Genomic DNA, 13,178 nt, shown 5'->3' with positions numbered 1-13,178 from the left:
TCAGAATTCATAATTTTATACGCGGGCAGCTCTGTTGTTATTAACATTTTCCACATCTCGAGCTTTTTTACTCCGCCAGATCAATCGGATTGGAGTACCCTTAAATCCCAGTTGTTGCCGGAATTGTCGCTCAATATAACGACGGTAGTTATCGTTAAAACGTTTAGCATCATTGACAAACAATGCTATTGTAGGTGGCTGAGTGCTAACTTGCGTACCGTAATAAATTTTGCCCTGTTTGCCACTGCGACTGACTGGTGGGGAATGCCAGCGAACTGCTTCTTCGAGAACTTCGTTGATGACTGAGGTACTGACGCGGCGCTTGTGTTCCTCAGCTGCCTGGTTTACTAATTCCAATATCTTCTCTACCCTTTGTCCAGTCAAAGCACTGACAAAGATAGTTTCTGACCACTCAGTAAAATGCAGCCTTTCTTGTAAATGTTTTTCGTAATCGTAGATGGTGTAAGAGTCTTTGTCTACCGCATCCCACTTATTCACCACAACAACACAAGCCCGACCTTCTTCGATTACCCGTCCGGCTAACTTTTGGTCTTGTTCGGTGACACCATCAATAGCATCGATGACCAATAAAACGACATCGGCGCGACGAATTGCTTTAAAAGCCCGATTGATACTAAAAAATTCCGGACCGTATTCTACGTTTTTCTTTTTGCGAATTCCGGCGGTGTCGATCAAACGATAGGTTTGTCCGTTACGTTCAATCTCAGTATCAATTGCATCACGAGTAGTACCGGAAATTGGGCTAACAATTGCTCTTTCTTCACCAACAAAAGCATTCAATAAGCTGGATTTGCCTACATTTGGGCGTCCGACAATTGCAATTTTGATTTCATTGATATCTGGAAGATCCTGGACTGGCTGTAAATAATTGATCAGCTTATCTAGTAAATCTCCCGTACCACTACCATGAATAGCAGAGACAGGGAAAGGTTCACCTAACCCTAAATTCCAGAATTCGGCAGCTTGGATTAAACCTTGTTCTGGAGATTCACATTTATTCACAGCCAACAGTACGGGTACGGGTTGTTGTCGCAACCATGTAGCGATTTCTTCGTCAGCGGCTGTTGGACCAGTGCGACCATCAACTACAAAAATAGCTGCACTGGCTTCCGCAAGGGCTGCCATAGCTTGTTGACGAATTAGTGGTAAAAATTCAGTATCATCATTAAAAACTAAACCACCAGTATCGACAACCATAAATTCACGATCACGCCAAAAGGCGGGTAAATAAGTGCGATCGCGTGTTACTCCTGGTTGATCATAAACAATAGCAGATTGCTCCCCTGCCAAACGATTAACAAGAGTCGATTTGCCCACATTTGGGCGACCAATAATAGCTACGATAGGAAGTCTCATAAGCTGATGCAGAATACTGCAAATCTTTATTGTAGCGATTAGAGATGAGCTTTTTGTCTGTTGACTATTTTTGAAGCTGCTATCACTCAGGCTGACAGTAAGGCTAAGGAAGAAGGTTTAGATATTAGTTTTATACAGGATGATATTTTTAAGAGTCGTTTGGATCAAGAGTTTGATTTTGGATTTGATCGAGGCTGTTTTTATGTATTTCATTCTGATTTGAGACAAGATTATGTTTGGATTAACCATAACTGACAAAATCTCGTAAAGAGAATATTTTGGAACACTTTGCAGTAGAATTAGTCCTTTAGAGAGAGGAGGGCAAAAAGTGACTCGGGTCATCATCGTGCGCCACGGTCAAAGCACATATAACACTGAAAAACGTATTCAAGGGCGCACCGATGCGTCTAAATTAACTGAAAAAGGTTGTAACGATGCCAGTTTAGTCGGCAAAGCCCTCAGCAATATTTCATTCAATGCTATTTATAGTAGTCCTCTACAGCGAGCCAAACAAACAGCACAGATCATCTGGCGATCGCAAGAAAACAATTCTGCACAGTCTGTTGTTCCTCAAACTTCTGATCTGCTGCTAGAGATTGACTTACCTTTGTGGGAGAAAATGCTTGTAGCAGAAGTTAAGCAGAAGTTTCCTGAAGATTACCGCATTTGGAAACAGTCGCCCCATCAATTCCAGATGCTTGTTCCAAACAGTGAGGGAGATAGCCGAGAACATTATCCTGTCTTAGCTTTGTACGAACAAGCACGGCAATTTTGGCAAGAAATTCTGCCCCGCCATCCGGGGCAAACGATCTTAATAGTAGGACATAACGGCATTAATCGAGCATTAATCAGCACAGCACTGAGAATTTCTCCATCTCGCTATCATTCCATCCAGCAATCTAACTGCGGCGTCAGTGTGCTTAATTTTGCGGGTAATTTAGGAGATGCAGTTCAGCTAGAATCCATGAACCAAACGCAACACTTAGGAGATATTCTCCCCTCTGTGCGACCAAATCATCATGGTGTACGTTTATTGCTAATCCGTCACGGCGAAACCGAGTGGAATCGCCAAGGTAAATTTCAAGGTCAAATTGATGTTCCTCTCAACGAAAATGGTAGACTACAGGCACAAAAAGCTGCCGCATTTCTCAAAGATGTGAAACTTGATTTTGCCGTTAGCAGTCCGATGCTACGTCCCAAGGAAACAGCTGAAATTATCTTACAGAACCACAACAGTATCAAGTTAGAATTGCAAGATGGTTTTAGAGAAATTAGCCACGGACTTTGGGAAGGAAAATTAGAATCGGAAATTGAACAAGAATTTCCGGGAGAGCTAGAACGTTGGCGAACAATACCAGCCCAAGTACAAATGCCCGCAGGGGAAAATTTGCAACAGGTATGGGAACGCAGCGTCGCAACTTGGCAATCAGTTGTAGAAGCAGCATTGGCAAATCAACTCCAAACCGGTATAGTTGTTGCTCATGATGCTACTAACAAAACTCTGCTTTGCCATATTCTAGGTCTATCACCAGATAATTTCTGGAATTTCCGTCAGGGTAATGGCGCAGTCAGTGTTATAGATTACCCTTCAGGATTGAATGGTGTACCAGTGTTGCAAGCAATGAATATTACCACTCATTTGGGTGGAGGGGTGCTAGATAAAACCGCAGCAGGGGCTTTGTAAGAGTTATGCTATGACAAGTGAATTATTACAACAAGTACGGATTATTGACCCGGTTTCTGGTACTGACCAAGTAGCTGATGTGCTGATTGAGGATGGTTATATCCAATCAGTAAACAATAATATTTCTGATGTGCCACAAGACACTTACATCCAAGACTGTAGTGGATTAGTCTTAGGAACAGGGTTGATAGATTTGTATAGCCATTCCGGAGAACCGGGATTTGAAGAACGGGAAACCCTTTGTTCTCTACTAAAAGCAGCGGCGGCTGGTGGCTTCACAAGAATTAGCATCTTACCCGACACATCCCCGGTTGTAGATAATCCGGCGGTAGTGGCGCAGTTTTGGGAAAAGATGCGGGAGCAAGGAGGAAAAAAGGGACACGGGGGACAAGGAAGCAATTTTTCTCCCTTATCTCCCCCCCATCTCAACATCTGGGGCGCAATCACCTTTGATGTTGCTGGTAAGCAAATGACGGAGTTCGCCGATTTAGCGGTGGCGGGGGTAGTCGGTTTTGCTGATGGTCAGCCTTTGGAAAATACGGCACTGGTACGGCGCGTGTTAGAGTATCTCCAGCCCTTGGGAAAGCCTGTGGCACTGTGGTGTTGCGATCGCCAACTCAAGTCTAATGGAGTCATGCGCGAAGGCCCAGACTCGCTCCGCTTTGGCTTGCCAGGGAATCCTGCTACTTCTGAAACCTCTGCGATCGCTGCTTTAATAGAATTGGTAGCTGCTACAGAGACGCCTGTACACATTATGCGCGTTTCCACAGCCCGCAGCGTCGAACTAATCGCATCGGCAAAAAGTCAAGGCTTACCAATCACCGCTAGCACCACTTGGATGCATGTTTTACTTGACACAGAATCACTTAAAAGCTATAATCCAAACCTAAATTTAGATCCGCCCTTGGGTAATCCGAGTGATTTGTTAGCATTGCGGCAAGCAGTACGCACAGGTATTGTAGATGCGATCGCTATTGACCACGCTCCCTATACCTACGAAGAAAAAACTGTAGCATTTGCCGAAGCACCACCGGGGGCAATAGGTTTAGAGTTAGCGCTACCTTTGTTATGGCAACATTTGGTAGAAACTGGTGAATTTAGCGCCCTACAATTGTGGCAAGCACTGAGTAGCCGTCCGGCGGAGTGTTTAAAACAGAATTTGAGTGCGATCGCTCCTGGTCAAAAGGCAGAATTAACACTATTTGATCCGCAGCAAAGCTGGAAAGTTGACAGACAAAATCTTCGTACCCTCTCACAGAATACGCCTTGGTTGGGACAACAGTTGACGGGTAGGGTAGTGAAAATTTGGATACCTTAATAATTATCGGTATATTAGCCACGATTACCCAGACACACACCACTGGACTACCAACAGATAATCTATCTGTGTCTATCGGTGTGTATCACCTTGTACGGTGGTCGAATAATAAAACATGATTTTTGTCACCGCTTGAATTTACATGAAGCGTCATCTTTAATTCGAGTCTAAGGACTGTTACCCTCCTTCCATTTTTGGTAAAAACTACTATAATTACTTAGACAAGACAACAATTCGTAAAATCAAGCTACGCCTAACTGTGTTTACAACTGCACTTATTCAACGAGATCAAACCCAACCGGGTGCATTACCACTAGATTTATTTGCAGCGATCGAGAGTTTAAAAAAACAATTGAATGCGGTAATCCTGGCTCATTATTATCAAGAGCCAGATATTCAAGATATTGCAGACTTTATTGGCGATTCTCTACAACTTTCTAAAGCAGCAGCTGATACCAATGCTGATGTGATCGTCTTCGCTGGCGTTCACTTCATGGCTGAAACAGCCAAGATTCTCAATCCCGATAAAATAGTGCTGTTACCAGATGTGAATGCTGGCTGTTCTTTAGCAGATACCTGTCCGCCAAAAGAGTTTGCAGAATTTAAAGCAGCCCATCCCGGACATTTAGTAGTTTCTTATATCAATTGCTCTGCCGAAATTAAGGCGATGAGCGATATTATTTGTACCAGTTCCAACGCTGTCAAAATTGTGCAGCAGATACCCGAAGATGTGCCGATAATTTTTGCTCCAGATCGGAATTTGGGACGGTATGTGATGGAACAGACTGGGCGAGATATGGTGTTATGGCAAGGTAGCTGTATCGTCCATGAGACTTTTTCAGAAAAGAAAATCGTCCAGTTGAAAATAGCACATCCAGAAGCAGAAGCGATCGCTCACCCAGAATGTGAACCTGCTGTTTTGCGTCACGCTAGTTTCATCGGTTCTACAGCCGCTTTACTTAAATATTGTCAACAAAGTCCAACTCAAGAATTTATTGTGGCTACAGAACCGGGAATTATTCATCAGATGCAGAAAGCTGCACCATCAAAACATTTTATTCCTGCGCCACCAATCAATAATTGCAACTGCAATGAGTGTCCATTTATGCGGTTGAATACTTTGGAAAAATTGTATTTGGCCATGAAAAATCGTGCGCCGGAAATCACGATGTCTGAAGAGATACGCCTAGCGGCGTTGCGTCCAATTCAACGGATGTTGGAGATGAGTGTTTAGTTAAGTTTGGTTGGTAGAGATGCGGTTTTGTTGTCGCATCTCTATTTTTTAAGTTAGCCATTCACGAGAAAATCTCACAACCAAACATGAAAATATGACTCTTCCTACATCCCTACATCCTTACTCTTCTCCGCTTCTTTCTGCGCCGCTTCACTATATTTCTTATATAATTTAGTCCGAATTTGTGCTTCTTGATAACGACTGTGACTGGGTGGGACATTAGCCATTAAATCGGAAGCTCTTTGCCAGTTGGCTGCTATTTCTAACCATTGAGTTGAAGTTTTAGCTATTTTCCCTGCGTCGGAAGCTTGGTTAGCAATCCTTACTGCTATTGTAAATGAGTCTTCTGAATTTGAAGATTTTGCTGTTGGGGTGAGAGAACTTGTTGTTTCTGGTAGCCAGGGATTTTGTAATTTACCATTTAACACTGCATAAATAATCAAGCTTGATAAGAGTAACAATAAACTTAAACTTAAAGAAAATAATCTCCAGTTCCAAGCATAATTTTTGGATTTATTATTAATTGGTATTGGTTTAGATAATTGAGTTTTACTTAAGTGTATTTTTCCTGCTTCAGTTTTTTGCTCTTGGTAATTCTTAATTAATTTTTGGAAAATATTAGGCTGTTCTAATATGATTTCTTCTGACCATAGCAATTGGTTTTCTGGATCACGGATAATTTCTTCTAACCATAACAATTGCTGTTCCTGGACTATGCGACTGTTGATATTAACTTTACGAAGATTACGAGGTTGGATTGATTCGAGAATTTGCTGAATTTGCTTCACTAAAGTTGATTGCTCTAGTTTATCTAGCGTGGAAGCCTCACACAAAATTTGTAATACACCATCATGATAAATTGCTCTGGTTCTCACACCAGAATTGGCTAATCTTTCATTTAACACTTGAATAATTGCAGCAACGCTACCCTGACGTGCTTGCCAAGCAATGTCATTGACTCTGTTTACCATCATTTGGGGAAAGTGCAATCGCTTTTCAGCCGAAATTATTAATCGAAAAATCAGTGAAATACATTCAGGCTTGTGTTGGATGCAACCAAGCCTGTACTTGATTGTATGGGTAAAAACACCAGCTTGCCAAATCTGTCTTGAAAATAGCTGTGAGGGTGTAGGGGTGTGAGGAGTGTGTAGACGCGTACCGGTGAGCCAGTGCGGTGGACTCTTTCCCCGGCATTAAGGAGCCACTGCGCCCTTGGGGGTTCCAAGAGTTGTAGCACGTGGCGTCACCTGGCGAACCCGTAGGGTGGAGTAGTAGCCATAACTACTAACCACTAACCAATGTACCAGACGTGCCATGGCACGTCTGGTACAACCATCAACAACCAACCACTAACAAACTAGAATCAATATCTTCCAACTTGGCACAACGGCTTAATGCCATTGCCAAATCAAGTTCAATGACAAGGTGCAGGTTTTCAAAGTCAGTGGAGACAACAGTGCGATCGCTCATTGCTATCGGGAAATGCAGTTTACAACCAAAGCGGGCTGATCGCAACTGCTGGAACGTCTAGGTATCAGTTATAAGTGAGGGCGATACCCAGATCGTTTCTATATTGCTGAACTTCCATCAGTAAATTGATATTGTTTATCAGACCTCTAGTCCTCACTACAATCTTAGTATTTTCTAAGCAGTGACTTCTTCTTGCTTGGGTTGATTTTGCAGCCAAGCATATAGTCTATTCAACGCGTTAACGTACGCCTGCGCCGATGCCACTATAATATCTGTATTTGCTGCATGACCAGAAAAGACTCTATCTTGATAGCGCAGACGGATTGTCACTTCCCCGATAGCATCAATTCCAGCTGTGACTGACTGCACAGAAAATTCTATTAATTGGTTGGGTACATTGATAACACGGTTAATAGCTTTGTAAACTGCATCTACAGGGCCTGTACCAATCGCAGCATCAATTAATTCATCACCTTCTGGGTTACGTAGGGTGACTGTGGCGGTGGGTTTGGCGTTGCTACCACAGGAAACTTGTACCAACTCTAATTTAAACAAATCAGGAGCTTGTTGGATTTCATCATTAACTATAGCTTCCAAATCCCAATCTGTAATTTCTTTCTTTTTATCTGCTACTTCTTTGAATCTGACGAATGCTTTATTTAATTCTGTTTCTGTTGGTTCATAACCCAATTCTCGCAAGCGTGTACGGAAAGCATTTCTACCAGAATGCTTACCCAATACAATTTGATTTTCTGTCAAACCAATTAATTGGGCATCCATAATTTCATAGGTGAGCTTGTTTTTCAAGACACCATCTTGATGAATTCCTGATTCGTGAGCAAAGGCATTTGCACCGACAATTGCTTTGTTTGGTTGCACCAGCATTCCTGTTAAATTAGAAACCATGCGTGAGGTTCTATATATCTGCTTGGTGTCGATATTTGTGAGTGGTTCTTCAGATTCTGCTGGGCGTCCCAAGAAGGGATTAAAATATTGCCGCCGCACATGCAATGCCATGACTAATTCTTCTAGGGCTGCATTTCCGGCTCTTTCCCCAATGCCATTAATGGTACATTCTAACTGTCTCGCACCATTTTTGACTGCTTCTAAAAAGTTAGCAACGGCTAAACCTAAGTCATTATGTCCGTGAACAGAAATAATTGCTTGGTCAATATTGGGAACGTTTTCTTTAATTCCTTTGATCAATGCTCCAAATTCTGTTGGAGTTGTGTAACCAACAGTATCAGGAATATTAACTGTTGTCGCCCCAGCTGCGATCGCTTTTTCTAAAACTTCATAGAGAAATTCTGGATCAGAACGTCCCGCATCTTCAGGAGAAAATTCTATATCATCAGTAAAACTTTTTGCATAAGCCACCATTTCTTCTGCGATCGCTAACACCTCTTGCCTACTTTTTCTCAGTTTGTATTTGAGGTGAATATCAGAAGTAGCTATAAAAGTGTGAATTCTCTTTTTTGCAGCTGGTTCGATGGCTTGGGCAGCAGCTTTAATATCTTCTTGTATTGCTCTTGCTAAACTACAAATTACAGGCCCATTTTCTGTCCCTACAATTTGAGCAATTTTATTAACTGCTTCAAAATCTCCAGGACTTGCAAAGGCAAAACCAGCTTCAATTACATCTACACCCAAGCGCGCTAGTTGCTTAGCAATAACAAGCTTTTCATCAATATTCAAAGTTGCGCCCGGGCATTGTTCACCATCTCTAAGCGTGGTGTCAAAGATAATAATTTTTTCTGGTTGAGTTTTCATTGGCTGTTTGTTGTTTAGTGTTTACTTGAGGTTTAAAATACCTTAAAACTTATTTTTGTGCTTTTATAATTTGTAAATAAAGTATTAAAATTATAACGCGTCTACTTTTTCTATTTGATCACGAATATCATTTAAATCTATATATCTATCCGTAGCATTCCGTAATTCTCTAGCAATCATCCCCTCTGTTGATACCACTGTAATATGAGTATTTTTTGAACGTAATAACTCTATTGCTCTCTCAAAATCTCCATCTCCACTAAATAAAACAACTCGGTCATATTGATCTACTGTATTAAACATATCTACTACAATTTCTATATCTAAATTCGCTTTTTGGGAATAACGACCAGAAGAATCATCATAATATTCTTTAAGAACTTTAGTTCTAACTGTATATCCTAAACTTATTAAAGCATCTCTAAAACCTCGCTGATCTTGTTGATCTTTTAAGCCAGTGTACCAGAATGCATTTATTAAGGTTGTGTCTGGCTGTTCATGTCTGAAGTATTCTAAAACTCGCCGCGGATCAAAAAACCAGCCATTTTTTTGTTGAGCATAGAACATATTATTTCCGTCTACAAAAATAGACAGACGATTCATAGAGGAACCCATAGTAAAGTTACACCTAAAATATAGATAAAGAAGAATTTAGATTGAACAATAGATTATAGCAATTATAAAATGAAAGACTTGCTATTATCTATAAATTATAATGTCATATATAAGTTATATTTAACCCCTCTTAAAGTATAAAATTGCTAGAAACATAGTTATTAAGGATAACCGGGTGCTTAACATTTTTCACACTCGGCGCTGTTAATTGCACCCTCTAGTCAAAATCTACCAATCAAATTGACTAAGTAACAGCTTACCTTGGGCTGTATATCAATTAAGTTTACTCCTAAAGTGGTGTAATCAGGCTTAGTGTAAAGTTGAGGTTGAGAATATTTTTTGGGACAGAGCAAGGATTGCACACGATACGAGATTACTTTTCAGTAAAGCCTATAAACAGAGAATACTTCTTCAGGTAGACCAAGGATTGCACTGTTACATACAGCTAATAGTGTAGGTTCGGGAGCAACTTCTGTAGAAGTGTATCCCTTGGTATGGAATAGCAGCTTACTTCATAGCAGTAATATTTCGCTGCAACCCATGTCTGTTTGCAAAAATAACTCAAATGGCTAAGTTAAGTCAAAATTCAGGTATTGTCTAGCTAATATGTCAGATATTTTCTGTTCAGTGCTAATGCAACTTTGATGATAAATAGAGGTTAGTTTACAAATGTGTAAGATTTCCATTTAAGCCTTATTTCAAGATTATTGTCCTAAAAGAGTGCGTAATTAAATAAAATCACAGTAAGTCAATCAGCAATACGATATGCCGGAAGAACCTATATATACATTAGCTAAAAAAGATGTCTCAGCTGCTAATCAAACCTCAAGTAAATCAACAAAAGCAACTCTGACTACATCAGTACGCCAGACAAAGCTAATGGGGCGCTTAGGTAATTTACTTGCTGGTAGTTGGGCAATTGCAGCAGCACTGCTGAGTGCTTCCAGTGTTGGCTGGGTAGAATTACTAGAAAATCAAGCATATTCTGTCTTTTTTATTGTCCGAGGGTCTGTAGTTCCCAACGAAGACATCGTGATTTTGGCAATTGACGAACAGTCGATATCAGTACCAGGACAGTATTACAAAACAAATCCGCAAGCCTATGCTTACTTAGAACCCCTGCAAGTCTTTCCTTTTCGACGTGTAGCATATGCCCAAGTCATCGAAAAGTTAGTGCAAGCAGGAGCGCGTCATGTAGCCGTAGATATATTATTCGACTTACCAAGTAATAATAAAAACGATCGCGAATTACAGGCGGTTTTGCAACGTTATGGAAATAAGGTTTCCTTAGCGGCAATTTACGAAAATTCTGAAACTCACCAAGGTGTTTTTTGGCAATTAACCCAACCTCATCAGATGTTTCGCACAGGTTCAGTGTCAATAGGTTCAGTGAATTTTCCTAAAGAGGTTGATGATAAAGTACACCGTTTAGCTAGTGAGTTTCCCAAATTATTAGAGGCTCAAGAAGGTTTTGTTCCTACCGATAAAATTCCCTCTTTTACTGAAGCAGTTTTAAGGGCAGCTCAAATCAATTATCCTCGACCAAAAGGCGATCGCATATATTTTTATGGTAGTGCGGGTACTTTTGAAATGTATCCATTTTGGCATGTACTCGACCCAGAAAATTGGAATACTTATTTACAACAAGGCAAGGTATTCAAAGACAAAATTGTCCTGATTGGAGTCACATCCCAATCAGCGAAAGATTATTACTTAGTACCAGCGGCTTCTAGTTGGTTATATCCAGAACCAATGTCAGGAGTAGAAATTCATGCCAATGCGATCGCAACTTTGATGGAAGGAAAAAGCATTGCCCAAGCTATTCACACTGCACCTTTACGTGGTTTATTCGTGTTTAGTTTAGTAGGCATATGTGCAATAGTTATTGCTAAAAGCAAGCATGTAATTAGAAGATTTTTGTACAGTTTAATTCTTGCTATTAGTTGGGGAGGAATTTGTTATGTATTATTTATCTACGGTCAGTTAATTTTCCCTGCTAGCATCCCAATCATAGCGATCGCTGGAATTGGATTCTCCTATTTGGCAACGGAAGCAGCTAAGGAAATTTTGAGAAAACATCAATTATTAATCATTTTTAATAAATACAAATCTTCTCCTGTTGTTCAAGAAATTATCAGCCAGCAAGATGACTTACAAGATTTACTTCAACAACTGGACATAGCATTATCAGGAAAAATCTTGGGCGGACGCTATAAAATTGTCAAAGTACTTGGCGCAGGAGGATTCAGCGAAACATACATAGCTGAAGATATCCAACTCCCAGGTAATCCTTTGTGTGTAGTCAAACAACTAAAACCAGCTACTCATAAACCAGAACAATTGGCAGTTGCCAGACGATTATTTAACGCAGAAGCTCAAACATTGCAAAAATTGGGAACATACGATCAAATACCCCAACTGTTGGCTTATTTTGAACAAGATGAAGAATTCTATTTAGTTCAAGAATACATTGATGGTCATGCTCTCAGTCAAGAAATGCTACCGGGCAAACAACTTGCAGAAGACGAAGTGATCGAGATTTTGCGAGAATTATTGCAAATATTGATATTTGTTCACCAAAATGGTGTGATTCACCGAGATATTAAACCTAGCAATATCATCCGCCGAGAATCAGATAACAAGTTGATACTGATTGACTTCGGTGCTGTTAAAGAAGTAACCACTCAAATATTGGGTAGTCAAGAACAAACCGCCTTTACAATTGGCATTGGTACTAAAGGTTATGCACCTACTGAGCAATGTTTTGGGCGTCCGCAATATAATAGTGACATTTATGCAATTGGTATGATTGCCATTAAAGCGCTAACCGGCATCCCTCCTCACGAACTGGAAAAAGATCCTAATGGTGAATTGCAATGGATGCACAGAGCAAATATTAGCCCTGCCTTTGCTGAAATTATCTCTAAAATGGTGCAGGAAGACTTTCAACAGCGATATCAATCCGCAACAGAACCACTACAAGCACTCAACAGCTTAATTACTCGTCAAAACAGATATACTTCACCCCACAATCAATCATTGTTAAATTCTGTTTATTTTATAGAGTCGGAAATCCCTACTACACCTTGGGTTGAAGTCCCAAAAGAAACTTTAATACAAGAAAATAGACAGCAAGAAGACGGAACAGATAAAAGCTGACGTACTAAGTAAGTAGGCGAGAAAAATCTAACCATGTAAAGAAAAGTAAAGCCTGGAAATTAGATCTTAGTAAGCGCTTTAGCGCTAAGGCGCTCCTAACTTGCACATTTTATCAGCCTTATATGGCAAAGCTTTTAGTCCTATCGGAATGTACTCGCCTCATACCGATTCAATAAATATTTGCAACATATCCTGATGTAGAGATGCTTCAAACAGCTCGTCTCTACAATATCTATTTGTCGCATTCTTTTTTCAAATCGGTATTAGTACTTACGCAAAGCCCCCGATTTTGAATCGAGGGCTTTTAATTTGATTGTAAAAATTAGCACTTCTCCCCTTGAGCTATTGATTTTGTGGAGGGCCTGGAGGTGTTGGTGTTTCCTCCGGAAGTGGAGTTTTATTGACACCAGTAGACTCAATTGGGGTTGGGGGTGTTGGTGTTTCTACTGGAGGTGTTGGTGTTTCTACTGGAGGTGTTGGTGTTTCTACTGGAGGTGTTGGTGTTTCTACTGGTGTTGGGTTTACCCCAGTTGAAGTAGGTGGGTTTGAAT

General features: G+C 40.6%; 11 protein-coding genes and 1 pseudogene. 5 read left to right on the top strand and 7 right to left on the bottom strand.

Annotation, left to right across the window (positions count from 1 at the left end; all coding sequences use genetic code 11):
• Nucleotides 1–15: 15 nt before the first annotated feature.
• Nucleotides 16–1,377, bottom strand: coding sequence for a ribosome biogenesis GTPase Der (der, locus tag UYK_RS0119095; RefSeq protein ID WP_009454105.1), 1,362 nt, complete (start codon nucleotides 1,375–1,377; stop codon nucleotides 16–18).
• Nucleotides 1,378–1,437: 60 nt separating this feature from the next.
• Here der and UYK_RS0119090 point away from each other — a divergent pair, with 60 nt between their 5' ends.
• The 4 genes from UYK_RS0119090 (at nucleotide 1,438) to nadA (ending at nucleotide 5,613) form a co-directional block, all read left to right on the top strand.
• The gene (locus tag UYK_RS0119090; protein WP_016871972.1) at nucleotides 1,438–1,632 is read left to right on the top strand and encodes a class I SAM-dependent methyltransferase; all 195 of its coding nucleotides are present in this window, start codon (nucleotides 1,438–1,440) and stop codon (nucleotides 1,630–1,632) included.
• 73 nt (nucleotides 1,633–1,705) lie between these two features.
• Complete coding sequence (locus UYK_RS0119085) at nucleotides 1,706–3,061, top strand: histidine phosphatase family protein (protein ID WP_009454104.1); 1,356 nt, start codon at nucleotides 1,706–1,708, stop codon at nucleotides 3,059–3,061.
• A 10-nt stretch (nucleotides 3,062–3,071) separates the two neighbouring features.
• Nucleotides 3,072–4,379 (top strand): dihydroorotase, encoded by a 1,308-nt coding sequence (locus UYK_RS0119080; RefSeq protein WP_009454103.1) that lies wholly within the window; start codon nucleotides 3,072–3,074, stop codon nucleotides 4,377–4,379.
• 259 nt (nucleotides 4,380–4,638) lie between these two features.
• The gene (nadA, locus tag UYK_RS0119075; RefSeq protein ID WP_009454102.1) at nucleotides 4,639–5,613 is read left to right on the top strand and encodes a quinolinate synthase NadA; all 975 of its coding nucleotides are present in this window, start codon (nucleotides 4,639–4,641) and stop codon (nucleotides 5,611–5,613) included.
• A gap of 104 nt (nucleotides 5,614–5,717) precedes the next feature.
• Here nadA and UYK_RS0119070 read toward each other — a convergent pair whose 3' ends face one another.
• The 5 genes from UYK_RS0119070 to UYK_RS0119055 all read right to left on the bottom strand — a co-directional run bounded on the left by UYK_RS0119070 (nucleotide 5,718) and on the right by UYK_RS0119055 (nucleotide 9,468).
• Nucleotides 5,718–6,584, bottom strand: coding sequence for a hypothetical protein (locus UYK_RS0119070; protein ID WP_016871970.1), 867 nt, complete (start codon nucleotides 6,582–6,584; stop codon nucleotides 5,718–5,720).
• Between the two features lie 222 nt (nucleotides 6,585–6,806).
• Nucleotides 6,807–6,929: a hypothetical protein gene (locus UYK_RS27605; protein ID WP_257998895.1), complete on the bottom strand. Its 123-nt coding sequence runs from the start codon at nucleotides 6,927–6,929 to the stop codon at nucleotides 6,807–6,809.
• Between the two features lie 19 nt (nucleotides 6,930–6,948).
• Nucleotides 6,949–7,128, bottom strand: a complete 180-nt coding sequence (locus UYK_RS27390) for a hypothetical protein (RefSeq protein ID WP_143766825.1) — start codon at nucleotides 7,126–7,128, stop codon at nucleotides 6,949–6,951.
• 129 nt (nucleotides 7,129–7,257) lie between these two features.
• Nucleotides 7,258–8,853 carry a 2-isopropylmalate synthase gene (locus UYK_RS0119060; protein ID WP_009454099.1) on the bottom strand — a complete coding sequence of 532 codons (1,596 nt, stop codon included), beginning with the start codon at nucleotides 8,851–8,853 and terminating at the stop codon, nucleotides 7,258–7,260.
• Between the two features lie 90 nt (nucleotides 8,854–8,943).
• Nucleotides 8,944–9,468 carry a LabA-like NYN domain-containing protein gene (locus UYK_RS0119055; protein WP_009454098.1) on the bottom strand — a complete coding sequence of 175 codons (525 nt, stop codon included), beginning with the start codon at nucleotides 9,466–9,468 and terminating at the stop codon, nucleotides 8,944–8,946.
• A 765-nt stretch (nucleotides 9,469–10,233) separates the two neighbouring features.
• Here UYK_RS0119055 and UYK_RS0119050 point away from each other — a divergent pair.
• Nucleotides 10,234–12,627, top strand: coding sequence for a CHASE2 domain-containing serine/threonine-protein kinase (locus UYK_RS0119050; protein ID WP_009454097.1), 2,394 nt, complete (start codon nucleotides 10,234–10,236; stop codon nucleotides 12,625–12,627).
• Nucleotides 12,628–12,969: 342 nt separating this feature from the next.
• Here UYK_RS0119050 and UYK_RS24385 read toward each other — a convergent pair.
• Nucleotides 12,970–13,178 (bottom strand): annotated as a pseudogene (locus UYK_RS24385) (hypothetical protein); the annotation flags it as partial.

The sequence above is a fragment of the Fischerella thermalis PCC 7521 genome (assembly GCF_000317225.1).
Classification (GTDB): domain Bacteria; phylum Cyanobacteriota; class Cyanobacteriia; order Cyanobacteriales; family Nostocaceae; genus Fischerella; species Fischerella thermalis.
The sequence above is the reverse complement of the archived record's forward strand: the minus strand, read 5'-3'. Positions and strand labels throughout refer to the sequence as shown.

Excerpts from the sequence above, each read along its gene's own strand:
- UYK_RS0119055 (WP_009454098.1), bottom strand. The coding sequence starts at position 9,468 with ATGGGTTCCTCTATGAATCGTCTGTCTATTTTTGTAGACGGAAATAAT.
- der (WP_009454105.1), bottom strand. The coding sequence starts at position 1,377 with ATGAGACTTCCTATCGTAGCTATTATTGGTCGCCCAAATGTGGGCAAA.
- UYK_RS0119060 (WP_009454099.1), bottom strand. The coding sequence starts at position 8,853 with ATGAAAACTCAACCAGAAAAAATTATTATCTTTGACACCACGCTTAGA.
- UYK_RS27605 (WP_257998895.1), bottom strand. The coding sequence starts at position 6,929 with ATGGCACGTCTGGTACATTGGTTAGTGGTTAGTAGTTATGGCTACTAC.
- UYK_RS0119050 (WP_009454097.1), top strand. The coding sequence starts at position 10,234 with ATGCCGGAAGAACCTATATATACATTAGCTAAAAAAGATGTCTCAGCT.
- UYK_RS0119070 (WP_016871970.1), bottom strand. The coding sequence starts at position 6,584 with ATGGTAAACAGAGTCAATGACATTGCTTGGCAAGCACGTCAGGGTAGC.
- UYK_RS0119080 (WP_009454103.1), top strand. The coding sequence starts at position 3,072 with ATGACAAGTGAATTATTACAACAAGTACGGATTATTGACCCGGTTTCT.